Origin of the sequence: Sporosarcina koreensis (genome assembly GCF_042655825.1) — a bacterium.
Lineage (GTDB): Bacteria > Bacillota > Bacilli > Bacillales_A > Planococcaceae > Sporosarcina > Sporosarcina koreensis.
On record NZ_JBHSNP010000009.1, the window covers coordinates 81,361 to 97,668 of the forward strand.

The window sequence follows — 16,308 nt, forward strand, 5'->3', positions numbered from 1 at the left end:
TTCCGATGGATGCCGAGCATTTCCACTATTAATCGCCTGTAATATGGTAATGAGGGGGAGATCTACATGGCGAAAGGTCAAGGTAAAGTTCTTGCAATCAACAAGAAGGCGAATCACGACTATGCAATAGAAGAAACAATTGAGGCGGGAATTGTTCTACAAGGGACGGAAATCAAATCGATCCGTAATGGCAAAGTGCAATTGCGCGATGCTTTCGTCCTGATTCGGAATAATGAAGCATGGATATCCAACATGCATATCAGTCCGTACGAACAAGGAAATCAATTCAACCACGACCCATTGCGTTCGCGAAAGCTGCTGCTCCATAAGAGACAGATTGCATCACTAGTCGGGCAGGTAAAGCAGGAGGGCTATTCAATCGTGCCACTGAAGATGTACTTGAAGGACGGCTTCGCGAAAGTATTGATCGGCGTCGGTAAAGGGAAGAAGCTCTACGACAAACGTGAGGATCTGAAGAAGAAGGAAGCGAAACGCGAAGTGGAACGTGCTTTCAAAGCAAAACAGCAGTATTGATTTTTACGTCAAAATGTAGTATGATACTAGTAGAGATATAGTTCAGAAGCCTTCCAATAGGCATTCCTGACATCCCTTTAAGGTGTAACAACCTTTTATAACGGGGACGTTACGGATTCGACAGGGGTGGTCTGGGCTTGAGCTGCGCGTCGGAGGGATCGACTCCGTCAGAAACGACAGTTAATAATAACTGGCAAAACAAACAACAACCTAGCATTCGCAGCTTAATAAGCTGATGAATCTGCCTAGCAGTTCCATCGCCCATGTGGCATTGTTAGGCTCACCTATTAGTGGGATACGGTAACGGTCGCCTCCTGAGGCCGTTGCAAGAGACAATCAGGATAGCGCTCAAGACGCCTTGATTGACGGCATAATGCAGCGCGAACCGCAAGTAGTCAATCTACACGCGTAGACGCTGAAGTAGCAGAGCCTTTGGACGCGGGTTCGACTCCCGCCGTCTCCATAATGTGAAATCAATGGATTTCAATGAGTGTCAAAACCCTTGTATATCAAGGGTTTTTTCTTTTTCCAATGTCATCTGCTTTCATTGAATATCAAATGACCATGGTCAAAACCATGGTCATTTTTTCACCTGGTCATGTACGTCTCTAGTTTACTGACAGCCCCGTCTTTCGCTTCGTTAGAAACATGCGCGTAAATATTCATCGTGGTCTTTACATCGGAATGTCCCAAGCGATCTTGCACTTCTAAAATTGTTGCACCTGCTTCAAACATTAAGGAACAGTGTGTATGTCGAAATCCATGGGTTGTGATTTTAGGCAGATCATATTTGTTGAGTACATGTTCAAGCCATTTTCGTGTTTTCGTTGGTTGCAAAAACTCATTTCGCTCATTATTGAATACCAGTTGATTAGGTTGGGGCTTGTTGAAACCCAATAATTTGTTTTCTTCTCGTTGTTTTACTTCCCATTCTTTTAGAATCGAAATGGTTTCGGGATACATTTTAATTGTTCTGGTGACTCCAGTCTTGGTTGTCTTCAGATAAGTGTGGTTGTTTTTACCTCGTGAAATTGCTTTTTTAATGCGAATACTGTTCTTTGTGAAATCAATGTCTCTCCAGGTTAAAGCAAGGGCTTCTCCTTTCCGCATACCAGTAAAAGCAAGTAGATGAAAAAGGACATACGCTTTGACATTCGTCTCCTTTTTCATGCAATTCAAGAATTCAAGGAGTTGATCTTTTGTGTAAAAGTTTTCAGGTTCATCTCCATCATCCAGCCGAATCTTATTTTTTTTAATCGTTAGCTCCACTAAAGAAAAAGGATTCTTTTGGATATAGTCATATTTGATTGCGTAATCAAACACTTTTGAAGCATATGCTTTTACCATTCGGAAATTCTTTAAGACATTCGCCCATTTATCCACAGCCTCTTGGGCAGTCTGCAAGTCGATCTTATCGATTTTGGAACTGCCAAGCGCAGGTAAAATGTGGTTGCGGAAAATCCCGATTGTCTTAACATAGGTACTTTCTTCTACTGTTCGTTCATAGTGGTTTACCCATAAATCATACACGTCCTGGTATGTCTCAACTCGTGGCTTGCGGAATGTTCCTTCGCTTATCTCAAGTTCAATACGTCCTAAGGCGGTTCGAGCTTCGCTTTTTGTTTTAAACCCGCGTCGAGTTGTATCCCGTTCTTTTCCAGTTAGGGGGTCAACTCCAACATAGAATTTAATCATGAAATACGTTTTGCCATCTTTTTTCTTGTACGGTATGATTGTTCCCATCGTCATCCTCCTCTTATCTTACGGAGACAAGATTTAAGGGGATAGAAAAATGCTATCATGACTTAACATAATAGCATCATCTACATTTTACAAAACGAGGGGGTGACATGCTACTGGTAATTGTCACCGACCTCAATTTCATCCCTTCACTTGCGTCTCAGTTTTAATTCAAATTAATAGCTGTGTGTGTTCATGAAACTATCAATTTCTTTCTTAGAAACCCTCTTCACTCCACCGTCTAATTCAAAAACCTTCAATCCATGAAGTCGAAAATTGTTGAAAGTGTTAATAGAGACACCAGCATAACTTGTAGCCTCCTTAAGGGTCATCCAATCCTTCGAAGGACTTAGTTGAAGCTTGTAAGTTGCATCTTCGATCGCTCTTGAAACAATATCCCGCAATTGTTCTTCTAAGAATGACGGTAAGCTAAGTTCGATTTGCATAATTTTCCTCCTTGTAATAAACAAAGATTTTTTGAAAACATCTCTTCTTTCCTAAACAAACTTTCTTTCCTGCTATTCAGTTTTCAAGGTCCGAGTTGCAAAAAACGATTCAATCTAACCAAAAATCAGCACAAAAAAACGCTTATCTAACTCATCCTCCTTAAAATTGGACAGACTGGTAGTGCGTGTCCAATTTAGGTAAGGAATGTAGTTAAATAAGCGTTTGGATTTCAGTCGCTTTAATTTATATATAGTCATAATAAACCACAATTAATTCGATGTAAATAGTTTTTGAATAATTGTAACTAAAAGGCTATTTTAATAGAATTCATTTATTTCTATTTCATAGGTCTTATAGTACATGCTTTATATCGGTGAATTGATGAATCTCCATTATATTCGTTTGTCAAGTTCGTCAATTAGGGAATACATCCATCTTGATACACCCAAATAATTGAAATGACCTTTCAAGAAAATTTAGTAGTTTTACACAGGACATTTAAGAATCCCTTTGAAAGGAAGATGAATGATTTTTCAAGGGAGAGAAGAATGTGGAAACATCTAAGTGGGCTATCGTTAATATTGAAACAGGTGAAATAATTAATGATGTAGCAAGTTTTCGAACTAGAAAACAGCAAGTTAGTTATGAAAAAATAAAGAGGTTTCAGAATTACAAGCTCATGGATAGTAGACGATTTGTACAGTGCTATCATGATCCGATTAAACAAGTTTCAAGTAACTTATCGTTATCAGAATGTGGCGCTATAATGAAGTTATTGGTCCACGTGCAATTTAATAGTGGGGGACTACTTCAAAAAGACGGAGAACCGCTCAAACAGAGAGATCTGGAGTTGATTTTGGGGAGGAGCAAACGACAAGTAGCAACCATTATCAGCAGTTTAGAGTATGCTTCAATTATTAAAGCCACGAAAAATGGACGGTCTAAATTGTTCTATATAAATGAAAAATTTCATATGAAAGGAAAACGTTTAAAGAAAATATATTTTACAAAGCTATTATCAAAGAAATTAAAAGAAATTGCTGAAGAACTAAGGTTAGAAGAATTAGGATTCTTGTACAAAGTACTGCCCTATTTTCATTTTCAAACCTGTGCACTAGCTCACAATCCAAATGAAGAAGAAGAGGACCGAATTAAGTATATGAACAGAAGAGAGTTATCGACTGCCGTTGGTTACACGGAAGACAATGTTACGCTTCTGGTAAAGAAACTTAGAAACAAGGGGCTTGTAATGAGTATCAATAGTTGTGGTAATGTCCTTTACTACATACATCCTGACTTGATGTTTAGACAGACCAATGATGGCAATTCGGAAAGGTTTAATGCATTACGTGCGCTATTTGAAGCACATAAAGTAAACGCTAATAATAGAACGCACAACTCAAAAGGCTGATCAGTTTCAGTCTTTTTTATTGTTATAATCGAATTCAAGCGATACGATAAAAACTGCTCCTATTTGGCATTCTATACGATAAATGTTGCACCTATTAAATTCACTAAGAGAACAATGGTGCCAAGGTTTGCAGTCATCTATGATTAGTTCATGCTCTTTATTCTTCCAAGTAGTATACCAATCTAGGAAATAGAATGTCTGTGCTTTTTGGGTTTGCTGACACAACATTGAGCTGTTAACGCTGAGGTGTCATTTTAGTCTAATGTTTCTTATGTAAGGAGTTAGTACCTTTCCATCTAAGAGTCTTCGAATTTTGAAGCATATTAATTTAATGGATGGTAGGCGCGGTTTCGGGAGGTATCACTATATTAAGGGTATTAGATAGCTGTCTCCATGCTTATTTCTATATCCTCGCAAGTGTGCTTTAATTAAGTTGTTGAAACTTTTCTGAAACTAAAACAATTAGGGAGCATCAAATGCCATGGATAAGAGAATGACTGAAATAGAATTGGTAAATCACTACAAAGGACTGGATGTTAGAGAACACATTGAAGAGTTGATTCTAAATGAAACTGAAAGCTATTCATTTCCAGAGATGCAGGTTGAAATGTTTATGACTGTTTTTGAAAAGAGTTCTCTAAAACCTGAAGTATATAATGTTCTTTTGGACTTCTGTTATAGTGTTTCAGGTCTATTGGTCCTGCCTAATGTTTCGAATATGGTGAACCGCTGGGAAAGCTTACAAATCTCTACTGCATATAAAGCGTTGCTCCAAGCAAAATCGGATAACGAAGTCCTCTCAATCTTTGGATTACAGGATGGATAACTTCTTTACATCTAAATGTCAGTTAACTAACTGAATCATAGTGCGGGCGCGGCACTAGCTTCCGTGGTTCGGTTAGGGTAACACGGAGATCCTAGTTTACTAAGAAATTATACTAACAATTAAAATTAATAAAATTAAAGGTGGAGAAAATGCATGCGACCAATTGAATTATGTAAAGATGGATATAAAATGAGAGAAATCAGGGATAATGTCAATTCCTTAGCTATAATTTCACTAAGGACAGCGTTGAAAGCCTATTACTCTACATATAGCAGTATAAAAAATACTGGGGGATGGAATGAAAGCGATGAAACGGGGCGAATAGATGATGATTTTAACCTAAAGTATATTGAAAGTTATGCTGAAACAATAGTCCATTTTCAACATTTTTTTGAGCTAATACTTAAAGATATTTTAAGGAAGAAAAATGAATTGTTAGCTTTAAGAATAGAGACTCAACACGAAGTCTTTGCAAACTTAGTCTTAGGAAACGAAATTGAACAGTCGAAGATTGATAACATTAAAACAGTCGAATTTGATACTGCGTTTAAAAGGGTCCAAAAAATAATTGAAAGTAACGAAATTGGAGGAGAATATAGTTTTTTAACAGAGAGTAACAATATTGAAGCGCTAAATCAATTAAATATTATGAGAAATAGAATTTGGCATAGAGGAAGTTATGTACTTCGATATAAATCCCTAGATTTATTCATAGGTAGGTATATTTTCCCGATTTTGGAACAGTTAATGTGCTTAGAAGGATATGATGAAATTGAGTCTTGGTGGAAGGGGCGTAAAAATCGTTTAAATATTGATCCAATTAAAGAAATAATAAAAGAAAATAGAGAAATAAACCCATCATTCGATAAAATAGCTTTCCTTAAAGAGTTTGGAAGAGCTAACTATAACAATCCATTAGGTTATGGCTTTGGTATTTTCGAAAATGACATTAAAGATCAGGCAAAACGTATTGCCGAAGGTGCCCATGGTGTCGTTATCCATAATTGTCCTGTTTGTGGAGTTGACTCATTAGTAGGATACGAAGATACAGAGGTTGACTATGAAGAAGATGGAGAGGTCGTGGATGCATGGAGATTTATATACCAAGTGAAATGTCATTGTTGTCATTTTGAAATGAGGAATCTAGGAATGAGAAACCTTGAAGAATATGGATATGATGAACCAGACTATTGGCAAGTTGAAAAATTATTTGGTGAATCAGATTGAAATGACATTTGGAAAGAATCAACTTCTGATTTCTTTACCGATGTCTGCATGATTATCCATCGTTTAATTTTAATATACCTCTTAACCAGAAATAGATTGTATCTCTGAAAGCAGAAGATTAGTGAAAAAAGGTGATAGTAGCTATCACCTTTTTTGCGTTGTTCTTCCAATCGATTCTCATTAAATCGATTTGGGTAGAGGATAAAATGTGGGGAAGGAAATAAAGTCAATTTTAACCGCAAATTTGCCATTTGAAAAAACAACAAAACAGGGACAAGCTTAATTTTAGTAGACAATAAATGATTTTCCTGGGTTTTCAGCAAGGATTTTCTTTTTCAATTGCTGTTTGGTATCTTCGTTCCGATTCGTTGTAGCCTTTTGGGAAAGATTGTAGAACTCACAGATGTTAGGATAGATTTCAACGCCGTTTATCCAATAGCCAGGGGAATAAAATGAGTTTTTCATGCGATTTAAGAAGTCCGCATACTGCTCGATTAACTTATTTTCTTCACCGCTTCTGTTCGATTGTCTGACAGCATCGAGGAGATTCAATCTTTCGGTCTGGTCCGTCAAATCGCTCAATTTCTTTTCGATTTCGCCGATGATAGGAACCATCTTTTCATAAGCAAAATCGGAGAGTTCTCTCAGGTGATTTTTCAACTCGAAAAAAGGCTTCGATGCATCGATTAATTTTTTAAAGTTCAAAAGAACTTCGCGATATGTTGCGTCGCCCCTAAGCACAGTGGATTGAACTTCTCGTTTTACCAGTTTTCGAGCCTGGAAGTAATGTTTATGCAGTTCCCGAACCTCTACACTCTTGCAAAACTCATCAATCTTAGATTTTTCCTCCTCAAATCGCTCGGGTTTCTGTTGGAATCTCCATCGCTTTTCTTCGAAGTCATACATAAAATGAAAAACGTTTGCCCCCAATTTGATTTTATTGCAGAATTTCTCTTCGGTCTGCTTTAGTACCTTTACACCGAATCGCTGTGATACTTTTACCAAATGAACCTTCTGATACTCGATGCAATAATCCACGTAATTACAGTGGGTTCCATGTTCGATTTGCTTCTCCCTTTTTGTTTCAATGTATGGAATCCCCGTCATTTCCTCATCGCTAAATATCGGGATTTGAAGCATCTTTCGGATAGTTAACTGCTCCCTGCTGTGATTGACTGCAAAATTTACGCATCCTCGGTCGATCAATCCTCCCCATTTGACGTCCTCACTGTCCACTTCCCTGGTCGTTATCAATAATTCGGGACATTTCAACTCTTTGATTTTATCGAAATCCATTAAAACCACCTCCAATCACTAAACACTATACTAATTTACTTAATAATTTCCACGTAAATAAGAAAACGCTGTAAAATATGTTGGACTACACAACTTCGGGAAAGCTTCTGCTGACCGACCGCGATAAAAAGACGGGGAACGTGGCAAACCACATCTGGCTCGTGCTGTTCTTTTGTCTTTTTCGATTTAAGAAAATGGGGCGAACAAGAAAACAACTCCTTGTTATCTTAAGATCCAAATACGAGTCCCAAAAAGAAAATGAATACAGATCACACAATCTATTCATTTTGGCACTCTGAATGAGTTAGCGCTACCGTTTCAACAAAAATTAGAAAAGGAGATGGAAAGATGATGACAATCTATGACGGGAGCTAGGCTCCCATAGGGAGAAAGCTCGCAATGCATCAAAAAATTGAAAAGGGAGAGAGATAATGAAGAGTTCGACGGATTAGGTCGCATTAATTGCAACAAGAAAAATCCATGATAAGTAGCAACCTTATATTGTTCAGAGACTCTCAAGACGAGACATCTGCTTGTAAGAAGATGCGAACATCAGAATACATCATGGTTATTAAATAGTCATTTTTGTTTCGAAAGCAAGAAGGCGACGTATTAAAAGATTGTCATGAAAAAGAAACAATCTACACAATGGATGAATAAACGTACGGCTGGAATCGTCTGGTTTACCAGGCACTGCGGTAAAACGCGCTTGCCCACCCTCCTAAGTCCAATTTGGATATGGAGTCCTCTTAAATGAGGTGCAGCGGTTCACTCTTGAAAGAGGTGAATCGGTCTTCCCTATCAGTGATGGGAAGATTCCGTGGAGTGAATTCGGGGTTGGGACCGAAGGAACTGTGAAGCGGCTGCAACAACTCAGGAGCGTTGGCTTCCCTCACTAGTCATTTGGCATGAGTGAACGATTACTGATTGTACGCCGATGCCAGGCGACAATGGGCAGTCATATTCGGATTCTACTGGGTTGCGGATTCCAGAGTCCGTAATACGATGTATGACAATCCTTGGCTGATCTTTTGCCTTTAGAAGTGAAGCAGATCCTTGCTTGCAAGGAGATGTTTCATAAAGAGCGGTCTTCGACGACCTATGTCGGCGCGTTGTGGGAAGGGACCCACAACGTGACGGCATGCGAGGAGGAGATCCGATCCGCGCAGTTTCCTTTCGTTTTTGGAATGGAGGAAGAGCTGAGGCTCGATAGATTGTGCGCGATAGCGCGCAATCTATCGTCGAAGCGATTTCTGAAATGAACAAAACACGAAGGAAACTGCGACATGGCAAAATTTCAGGGTACGGTTTTTCGCACGTAAGAATTCAATGCTTTTGGATCCTTTTCTTGAATTGTCAGGGGGAATTAGGATGAAAAAAGAGCACTTAATCGTCATGATTGAAAAAACATTTGAAAAGGCACGTAAGAAAAACGGGGGGGAATACGCAGATAACTCATATTTGAGCAGAATGAAAACATACGTGAACCAGAAGATCACTGAGAAAGTGATCGAACTGGGGAATGAAAAATACTACAACCCGAAATTCTGGAAAGGTTCGTGGATGGATGAGTACGTGGAGGAAAGCATCGATCGATATCATGCTGATGAACTAAGTGCCACGCGTATAGAGGGAATGATACATGCCGTCCATGCTTTTGCAAGTGCTGTGAAAGAATTCAAGACTTTCGGGAAAGGGACGAAAAAAGTGAGGGTTGGCTTGAAGGGTGGCGTGAAGCAGAAAGAGGGTCAGCTGAATCGTCTTCATGAGGAGGGTGTTATCGACAGTAAAGATCATGTCACATCCATGAAACCAAAGGGCGATGAGTTGGAGCGTGTCAAAGCAGCCATACCGAATACAGTTCGAAATTATGATTCCATAATCAAAGCTCTGGATTCCCAGTCCCACACAGGGGGGAGAATCAAGGCAGAACTTCGTCTTCGTGTTGGTGACATTGATTACGTCAACAAAACGAAAAAATATAAGAAAGATAAGCATGGCTTCAATCGACGGGTCCAGATCAAAGATGAATTCTTAGATTTTTATAGAGAGATGGAGCGCGGAAAGCCAAAAGGGGCTCCATTGTATCCCTTCTTCGATAGACAAGGTAAACAAATGGATGATGACAGTGCATCTCGACATGCTCAGGAGATTTTAAAAATTGCTGTGGACAAAGCAGGAGTCAATTATGAAAAGGTCATCGAAAAGCAGAATCGGGATGGAAGCAAAAGAGAGGTGACCGTAGAAATGCGGTTCACGAGTCACTCAAATCGAAGAGGATTTGCGCAAGGTGAGTATGATAAGACTCGGTATTGGAAGAAATCGAAAATTATAGAAGCAATCGGGGAATATTTGAACCTGCAAGGCTCCAATAAAGAGAAAATCATTGCCAGGATTGACAACGAAAGAGATCGATTGAACTACCGAAATATTAAATACAGGAAGCCGAAAAGGGATTTCACTTGGGAACAGCTTAGAATGCTCTACGTGGCGCTTCAACTTGGACACAGTCGAATCGACATTGGAAAAAGGTATGTCGATACTGACGAACCAATCTGGAAAAGAAAGAAAAAGTTAAAAACGGAATAAGAACCATTACGAGAAAAGCCAGTTGATTTTTATTAACGGGTTCGGTTGATGGGGAGAAAACAATAAAAACCACAGCATTTGGGGAAACAATTCGCATATGAATTGGTGTCCCCATTTTTGTTGTTATATCAACGTTTAGATGATTTATATAGACAAAATGGAACCGCAATTAGCACAGGGATTAACAAGAGCACATAAATTTATGTGCCTTTGCTAATTCACTTGTTAAAACACTTGCTGATTGGATTTTGGATAGAAAAATATAGAAGGAAGATGAGAAATCTATGTTAAAATATATTGAAGATTATGAAATGAAGTTCTTCAACTAACGGAGCAGTTTAGTTGAATAAAAGAATCTTTTTAGCCACTAATCCGTATATATTTTCAAATAATTCTATGGGGTGTTAACTTGAAAAAAATTTATCTCTTTATCTTTGAATAGTACTTTTCTTGATGGGGTGTAGTTCCGACAATAAATACCTTGATTTTGCTGGAGAAAGCGAAAATTGGCAGGGTGTATATACAACAACCATAAATACAGAAAAAAGTAGTGAAAACGGGAAGTATCTTCTTAGCTTTAAGGAAACTTCTGAAGAAGTTGAATTTAAAAACTTTGAAATCATTATCGATAATGGAGAAGTAGAACAAAAAGAGGTTATTCATAAAGGAAGTACTGTAGAAATACCAGTAAGTTGTTCGGGTTGTGCTGTAACAGATGAGAATGAAGATATCAGAGTTACTATTAAATGGGACGACGTATATGAGGAAACCATTCTACTGGAGAGGAAGTAATATGGAACTAAAGCGGCAGTTTAGTATTAGAGAAAGGGGGATATGTAATGAGACCAAAAAAGAAAATGGTGTTTCTTGTTACTTTAGCTTTAGTTCTATCTTTATTAGGTTATTTTGGTTCCATTAATGCTGTTGGTGAATCCACTACAGTAAATATAGAGGTTATTAAAAAGGATAAATCATCTCAAGAGCAGTGGATCGTACTTTCTAATGACAGAAAAATATATATTGAAGAATTTAGTATTTGGGCTTTAATTGAAGAAAATGAAAAATACACAATTGTCTATGATCAAATGAAGAAAACAGGAAGATATAAATTAAGGATAATTGTTCCAGGTGATTATCAAGGACAATTTTAATTTCCACCATACTTTAACTAAAGGGGCAGTTTAGTTAATTTTTTATTCAACTAACGGGTGCTTTAGTTCAATAAGGACAGTAGAATATTACGCTAAAAAGCGCTCAGATTACTGAGCGCTTTTACTTGTTTTTATATGGCTATTTCACTGTTGAAATAAATGCTGATTAACCTGCTATTTACGTTGTTAATTGCAATTTTCTCCCCATCAACCGAACCCGTTAGATTTTTATCAACTGGCTTTTTTGAGCCTGGAAAAGAAAATCGGAGTCAAACAAGTCTTGTCTTTCAATATAAGGTTTATATAGGAAAGATATAGTTCCTATATATTCTTTATATAACTTTTATATGTGAGAGAAGGGTTTATTACTTAATTATCCAATGCATAACGAAAGGGGGAATGTTTGGTTATGAGCTATTCGATTTCTGTCATCAGTACAAAAGGTGGCGTCGGAAAAAGCACGTTGACGAAATTCTTATCGATCGCCTTTGCGGAGTTAGGAAAAACGGTTTGCGTTATTGACCTTTGCCAAAACGGAAGTGTTCCGACGGGCTTCTTGAGGGATAGGGATGCTTTTGAGCATACGACATACGACTGGTTAACAGGAGCATCTGAGCCGAGCCAGGTAATTAATCAGTTCGTAGATTCAGGGATATATTTCATCCCTGCAAATGAAACAATCGATGACTTTGAAGCTTTCACAGAAAAGAAACTTACGGCATCGAGAAGACTTTTTGCGATTAAGGAAAAAATAGCGCCACTAAAGAATATATTTGACGTGATAATATTCGATACACATCCATCCGAGAATAGCGATTTGGTGTCTTACGCCATTGCCGCAAGTGATTTCTGTTTAATTCCATTAGAGACGGATCTAGATTCAGTAATTGGGGCAAAAAGAAGTGTAGAGATTATTAATGAGTTCATGGAGATGCAAACTCTCGATTACGGAATCGTTCCAAACAAGGTTTCACAAACGAATTTCAAGCTACGAAAGCAACTGGAAACGTTCATAACAGAATTGGTCGACGAAGGGATACCAGAAGAAAAATTCCTGTCATGGGTTCGTCATTCTGACATCGTTACAACGTCTAAAAATGAAAAAATGATGTTGAAGGATTACAAGAACAACAAGTATGCAAAAAAGCTCATTAAAGATTTTGAACAAGTGGCGAAAGAGGTCGATTCTGTCCTCAGAAAAAGAGGTCATACCAATGGCTAAAATAGATTTGAATAAACTGGACGAGGTGGACAAGCGAGAAAAGGAAAAAATAAAACAGGGATCAGGAAGAAGAAATGTGACAGATCGGTTCAAGGACGACAAGAAGAAGACCGTTACAACGATTTCTGTTCCCACTCCTCTGCTTCGTGCCATCAATGAGTATTGCAAGAAAGCAGGAATCAGCAAAGCTGCGTTTTTCTCTCAGTTAGCACATGAAAGATTGAAAAATGAGGATTTGGAAACGTAGTTTTGAATTATTATGTATGTTTAATTTAATTGCGATGGGGAAAATCCAATTAGGTGATACTATGGCTGATAATATGTCAAAAGAGCAACGCAGCTATACCATGAGTAGAATAAAATCTAAATCTAAACTTGAGGATATATTTGCAAGTATGCTCTGGAGAAAAGGATTACGTTTTCGGCGAAACGTCAAAACATTAAAAGGTAAGCCAGACATCGCAATCGCTAAATATAAAGTCGTCATTTTCGTTGATTCATGTTTCTGGCATGTGTGTCCCCTGCATTTCATTCAGCCGAAGAGCAATAAAGACTATTGGGATAAGAAGTTGAAGCGCAATCAGGAAAGAGACTTGGAAAAATAAATACTTTTTACCTTGAAAAGGGCTGGCATTTGAAAAGAATTTGGGAGCATGAAATACGGAGCGATATTGAAAAGGTCACAAATGAAACAATTGACTTCATTAACTCTGTGAAGAGCCGAAATATTGGATGATTTAATTATAGAAGTTGATCTGGCGGTTGTCCGCTATCTTGAAGTGTGGCAAGCATAAATTATTCCGACCTCTTCTTTGTTAAGTAACAGTCGTCTTTCCTTCCACTAAGAAAAATCCTCCCCTTCAGAATGGGAGGATTTTCAATCTCATTTGGCAAGACCGAACGAAGATGGGAACACTTATCCATTGTCGAGTAATGAATAAAGATATACAATAGTAAATAGGTCATCTATGAGGACAAGGAAGTAGGAGAGATACAATGAAATTTAAAAAGGGAGAATTATTCTGTGGTCCAGGCGGATTGTCACTGGGTGCAAGTCAGGCGAAAGTGAAGAATGAAGCAGGTGAATTATTTTCCGTTGAACATGCATGGGCTAATGACTTTGATGAGAACACATGCGAAACATTTAGAAAGAACATATGTCCAGAACGACCAGAGTCTGTTATCTGTGAGGACGTTCGGAAATTAGATATAACTAAACTTGAACCCATTGACGCGTTTTCCTTTGGATTCCCGTGCAATGATTTCAGCAATGTTGGCGAGAAAAAGGGATTTGATGGTGAGTATGGTCCGCTCTATACATACGGTATAAAAGTATTGAATCAGTTCAGTCCGAAATGGTTTTTGGCAGAGAACGTTGGAGGGCTTGAAAGTGCCAATGATGGAAATGCCTTTTTACAAATATTAACCGACATGGCGAATGCTGGAGAGCACGGTTACGAATTGACCCCTCATTTGTATAAATTTGAACAATATGGCGTACCGCAGGCACGTCACCGTATCATCATAGTAGGTATCAGGAAGGACTTAGACGTGGTTTTCAAAATACCAAAACCAAAATATGAAGACCCAGCGTTGTGGGTTAGTTCCAAACATGCATTGGAAGATGATCCAATTCGAGATGATGCCTTGAACCACGATTTCACTCGCCACCAAAATAAAGTGGTTGAGATGCTTTCATATATACCCCCAGGCGGAAACGCGTGGTCTGAAGAGATTCCTGAACACCTTCGTTTAAATGTGAAGGGAGCCCGTTTAAGCAATATCTATCGTCGCCTTCACCCAGATTTACCTTCTTATACCGTGACAGGTTCAGGAGGCGGCGGAACGCATATGTATCATTACGATGAACTCAGGGCACTTACAAACAGAGAGCGTGCAAGGCTTCAAACATTCCCTGATGAATTTGAATTTATTGGCGGAAAAGAGTCGGTACGAAAACAGATAGGCATGGCTGTTCCTCCTCTTGGCGCGAAAATTATTGTGGAAGCAATATTGAATTCTTTTGCCAAGGTTACGTACCCTTCAGTGGAGTCAAAATGGAGCGGCGATATTAAAAAGACCCTAGAAGAGAACATAAAAAAAAGAAAAGACAGAGCTGCTGGAAAACAGCTTGACTTAGATAAAGAACTTCAAGAAGCGGCTAAGTAGAGGTGAGTTTATGATATGTAATTGCGGAGGCGTCCTAAATGTAATTGCCGTGGAAGAGCCGCCTGAAACATTATCAAAAGAAGAGAAACTCATATACAATCGTGTGTGTGAGGTCGAATGCTTAACGTGCGGCAAGATTTATTTTTCCCAACCTTACGACTTTGGTAAAAAGCTCAATCTTGTTAAAGGCAATATGAAAAAAGTGTAAGAAAAGGCAACATCATTTGATAACTGCTTCGGTTGATGGGGAGAAAACAGTAAATCACACCATATTTGGGGACACAATTCGCAAGAATTGGTGTCCCTCTTTTCATTTTTATTTAGGAAAGTGTCGTACTGACAAAGTGGTTTTCAATGAAATTTACCATACTTCAGTTAAGGCGGACCCAGCAATGCCATAATCCATAAAGTATGTTTCCGAATCAATCTTGTAAATCCTTACCGACGTCCTTGAATAGTTTAAAACATCCTGCACATCTACCCTTGCTCCATAAGCAACTCCCAATCTTTCCCTAAAGTATCTCCCCATAATACTGTTATTCTCAGTAGTCTGGATTGCTTTTCGGTTTTGCTGAGCCATTTTGCAAATGAGTTGCTCACCATCGTCCGTTAGAATTGTAAATGCCTGTTCAAGAGGAGGAAAGAAATTAGGATTATGTCGATTGAATGTAGTGGACACAGGTATGTATGCTTCATTTGTATTTCTTCCTGGTCTTTGCCCCCAGTTTAAACCTGCTGTTTCTTGAATTGAGGTATCATTATTTGTTAGGAGAGGAAGATCTACAAAATCCAAGTCATTAAGAGTTATTGTATCTACATCTTCGCCATTCGGTATTTCCATTTCTAATTGCACCCTTGAAGTTTGGGGACCAGTTAGAGCAGTTATAACCCTTCGACCTCTTAAGCTAAAGAACCTTATATAATTCTCCACATTTGAATCCCTGCAATCAATTGTTTCTGCAACGTCAAACACATCCTCTATATTAGGATAGTCTACTTGGGCTAATAATTCATTTTGATCACGGAAACCATTCCAAGAAAAATTAGCAGAACCTATAAAAGTAATAGAGTTTCCTCCAAAGGGGTCATCCCAATGATAGATTTTTGTATGTATTCCAGGTGTTTCTCTTTGGTAGCTGATGGTAATCATTTGGTTACTATATGCTATTTCTTGGTACCTAATATGATCCCATCTATTGATCCCGCCTGTTCTTGCCATGCCGATAATAAGTTCAATTTCTAAATCTGGGTAGTTTGTTAAAATATGCATGAGAAATGCAGACGACGCATATCCCGATAAGATTCGGATTCTCCGAAAGCCACTTTGATAAGGGATTTCAAAAACATGATAATCTAGATCTGTTAATAAAAACATCTGTTTATCGCTCCAATCCAACTAATTTTATATTATTAAATCGATATTATTAATTATATTTTAGCTAAATTTGGAAGCGTAGACAATAGAAAACAAGAGAATATAAACTGACAATATATTTTCTGTACTTTTTATGGGTTTTTTCATTGTGGAGAAAAGCCAGTTCTCACCATTTCTTTTTTTGAAAAGTTTTTTGCAGGTAACCTCTTCGATAAGCAGTATAAAAAAGCCCCGAAGGTAATATCTGTTGATTAAGCCCTACTAAATAGTATGATATATTTAGATAAATAACTTTTTTTATAGAAAACACTGGGGGATAAG

At 38.1% G+C, this 16,308-nt stretch carries 16 protein-coding genes and 1 other RNA gene; 13 read left to right on the forward strand and 4 right to left on the reverse strand.

All coding sequences use genetic code 11. From position 1 onward, the window contains the following. Positions 1 to 66: 66 nt before the first annotated feature. Entirely contained in the window at positions 67 to 534 is a 468-nt protein-coding gene (gene smpB / locus ACFPTP_RS04315) for an SsrA-binding protein SmpB (protein WP_381442517.1), read from the forward strand. A gap of 102 nt (positions 535 to 636) precedes the next feature. Next, positions 637 to 1,000: a transfer-messenger RNA gene (gene ssrA / locus ACFPTP_RS04320) on the forward strand. A 122-nt stretch (positions 1,001 to 1,122) separates the two neighbouring features. Here the strand turns inward: ssrA and ACFPTP_RS04325 are convergent. Together ACFPTP_RS04325 and ACFPTP_RS04330 are read right to left on the reverse strand one after the other, a co-directional pair. Further along, complete coding sequence (locus ACFPTP_RS04325) at positions 1,123 to 2,277, reverse strand: site-specific integrase (RefSeq protein WP_381442520.1); 1,155 nt, start codon at positions 2,275 to 2,277, stop codon at positions 1,123 to 1,125. Between the two features lie 173 nt (positions 2,278 to 2,450). Next, positions 2,451 to 2,720 carry a DNA-binding protein gene (locus tag ACFPTP_RS04330; RefSeq protein ID WP_381442522.1) on the reverse strand — a complete coding sequence of 90 codons (270 nt, stop codon included), beginning with the start codon at positions 2,718 to 2,720 and terminating at the stop codon, positions 2,451 to 2,453. Positions 2,721 to 3,271: 551 nt separating this feature from the next. Here ACFPTP_RS04330 and ACFPTP_RS04335 point away from each other — a divergent pair. The 3 genes from ACFPTP_RS04335 (at position 3,272) to ACFPTP_RS04345 (ending at position 6,185) form a co-directional block, all read left to right on the forward strand. Continuing rightward, positions 3,272 to 4,132: a hypothetical protein gene (locus ACFPTP_RS04335; RefSeq protein WP_381442525.1), complete on the forward strand. Its 861-nt coding sequence runs from the start codon at positions 3,272 to 3,274 to the stop codon at positions 4,130 to 4,132. 481 nt (positions 4,133 to 4,613) lie between these two features. Beyond that, the gene (locus ACFPTP_RS04340) at positions 4,614 to 4,958 is read left to right on the forward strand and encodes a hypothetical protein (protein ID WP_381442527.1); all 345 of its coding nucleotides are present in this window, start codon (positions 4,614 to 4,616) and stop codon (positions 4,956 to 4,958) included. A 153-nt stretch (positions 4,959 to 5,111) separates the two neighbouring features. Beyond that, a complete protein-coding gene (locus ACFPTP_RS04345) occupies positions 5,112 to 6,185 on the forward strand; it encodes a hypothetical protein (protein ID WP_381442529.1) in 1,074 nt (357 codons plus the stop codon). A 285-nt stretch (positions 6,186 to 6,470) separates the two neighbouring features. Here ACFPTP_RS04345 and ACFPTP_RS04350 read toward each other — a convergent pair whose 3' ends face one another. Further along, the gene (locus ACFPTP_RS04350) at positions 6,471 to 7,481 is read right to left on the reverse strand and encodes a hypothetical protein (protein WP_381442531.1); all 1,011 of its coding nucleotides are present in this window, start codon (positions 7,479 to 7,481) and stop codon (positions 6,471 to 6,473) included. A gap of 1,019 nt (positions 7,482 to 8,500) precedes the next feature. Between ACFPTP_RS04350 and ACFPTP_RS04355 the strand changes: the two genes are divergently transcribed. From ACFPTP_RS04355 to ACFPTP_RS04390, 8 genes are all read left to right on the forward strand, one after another. Continuing rightward, on the forward strand, positions 8,501 to 8,743 hold the full coding sequence (locus ACFPTP_RS04355; protein WP_381442533.1) for a hypothetical protein: 243 nt from the start codon (positions 8,501 to 8,503) through the stop codon (positions 8,741 to 8,743). A 109-nt stretch (positions 8,744 to 8,852) separates the two neighbouring features. After that, on the forward strand, positions 8,853 to 10,070 hold the full coding sequence (locus ACFPTP_RS04360; protein WP_381442534.1) for a hypothetical protein: 1,218 nt from the start codon (positions 8,853 to 8,855) through the stop codon (positions 10,068 to 10,070). Between the two features lie 453 nt (positions 10,071 to 10,523). Next, the gene (locus ACFPTP_RS04365) at positions 10,524 to 10,862 is read left to right on the forward strand and encodes a hypothetical protein (protein ID WP_381442725.1); all 339 of its coding nucleotides are present in this window, start codon (positions 10,524 to 10,526) and stop codon (positions 10,860 to 10,862) included. A gap of 47 nt (positions 10,863 to 10,909) precedes the next feature. Next, positions 10,910 to 11,221 carry a hypothetical protein gene (locus tag ACFPTP_RS04370; protein ID WP_381442535.1) on the forward strand — a complete coding sequence of 104 codons (312 nt, stop codon included), beginning with the start codon at positions 10,910 to 10,912 and terminating at the stop codon, positions 11,219 to 11,221. 409 nt (positions 11,222 to 11,630) lie between these two features. Beyond that, positions 11,631 to 12,443, forward strand: coding sequence for a ParA family protein (locus ACFPTP_RS04375; RefSeq protein WP_381442537.1), 813 nt, complete (start codon positions 11,631 to 11,633; stop codon positions 12,441 to 12,443). Continuing rightward, positions 12,436 to 12,690, forward strand: coding sequence for a hypothetical protein (locus ACFPTP_RS04380; protein WP_381442538.1), 255 nt, complete (start codon positions 12,436 to 12,438; stop codon positions 12,688 to 12,690). The genes ACFPTP_RS04375 and ACFPTP_RS04380 overlap by 8 nt, the downstream gene beginning before the upstream one ends. Beyond that, positions 12,671 to 13,048 (forward strand): very short patch repair endonuclease, encoded by a 378-nt coding sequence (locus ACFPTP_RS04385; RefSeq protein WP_381442540.1) that lies wholly within the window; start codon positions 12,671 to 12,673, stop codon positions 13,046 to 13,048. The genes ACFPTP_RS04380 and ACFPTP_RS04385 overlap by 20 nt, the downstream gene beginning before the upstream one ends. A 391-nt stretch (positions 13,049 to 13,439) precedes the next feature. Continuing rightward, the gene (locus ACFPTP_RS04390; protein WP_381442541.1) at positions 13,440 to 14,612 is read left to right on the forward strand and encodes a DNA cytosine methyltransferase; all 1,173 of its coding nucleotides are present in this window, start codon (positions 13,440 to 13,442) and stop codon (positions 14,610 to 14,612) included. A 361-nt stretch (positions 14,613 to 14,973) separates the two neighbouring features. Here ACFPTP_RS04390 and ACFPTP_RS04395 read toward each other — a convergent pair whose 3' ends face one another. Further along, complete coding sequence (locus ACFPTP_RS04395) at positions 14,974 to 15,987, reverse strand: restriction endonuclease PLD domain-containing protein (RefSeq protein ID WP_381442543.1); 1,014 nt, start codon at positions 15,985 to 15,987, stop codon at positions 14,974 to 14,976. Positions 15,988 to 16,308: the final 321 nt, after the last annotated feature.

Excerpts from the sequence above, each read along its gene's own strand:
- ACFPTP_RS04375 (WP_381442537.1), top strand. The coding sequence starts at position 11,631 with ATGAGCTATTCGATTTCTGTCATCAGTACAAAAGGTGGCGTCGGAAAA.
- ACFPTP_RS04325 (WP_381442520.1), bottom strand. The coding sequence starts at position 2,277 with ATGGGAACAATCATACCGTACAAGAAAAAAGATGGCAAAACGTATTTC.
- ACFPTP_RS04390 (WP_381442541.1), top strand. The coding sequence starts at position 13,440 with ATGAAATTTAAAAAGGGAGAATTATTCTGTGGTCCAGGCGGATTGTCA.
- ACFPTP_RS04385 (WP_381442540.1), top strand. The coding sequence starts at position 12,671 with ATGAGGATTTGGAAACGTAGTTTTGAATTATTATGTATGTTTAATTTA.
- ACFPTP_RS04360 (WP_381442534.1), top strand. The coding sequence starts at position 8,853 with ATGAAAAAAGAGCACTTAATCGTCATGATTGAAAAAACATTTGAAAAG.
- ACFPTP_RS04370 (WP_381442535.1), top strand. The coding sequence starts at position 10,910 with ATGAGACCAAAAAAGAAAATGGTGTTTCTTGTTACTTTAGCTTTAGTT.
- ACFPTP_RS04380 (WP_381442538.1), top strand. The coding sequence starts at position 12,436 with ATGGCTAAAATAGATTTGAATAAACTGGACGAGGTGGACAAGCGAGAA.
- ACFPTP_RS04350 (WP_381442531.1), bottom strand. The coding sequence starts at position 7,481 with ATGGATTTCGATAAAATCAAAGAGTTGAAATGTCCCGAATTATTGATA.
- ACFPTP_RS04345 (WP_381442529.1), top strand. The coding sequence starts at position 5,112 with ATGCGACCAATTGAATTATGTAAAGATGGATATAAAATGAGAGAAATC.
- ACFPTP_RS04365 (WP_381442725.1), top strand. The coding sequence starts at position 10,524 with ATGGGGTGTAGTTCCGACAATAAATACCTTGATTTTGCTGGAGAAAGC.
- ACFPTP_RS04340 (WP_381442527.1), top strand. The coding sequence starts at position 4,614 with ATGGATAAGAGAATGACTGAAATAGAATTGGTAAATCACTACAAAGGA.
- ACFPTP_RS04330 (WP_381442522.1), bottom strand. The coding sequence starts at position 2,720 with ATGCAAATCGAACTTAGCTTACCGTCATTCTTAGAAGAACAATTGCGG.
- ACFPTP_RS04395 (WP_381442543.1), bottom strand. The coding sequence starts at position 15,987 with ATGTTTTTATTAACAGATCTAGATTATCATGTTTTTGAAATCCCTTAT.
- smpB (WP_381442517.1), top strand. The coding sequence starts at position 67 with ATGGCGAAAGGTCAAGGTAAAGTTCTTGCAATCAACAAGAAGGCGAAT.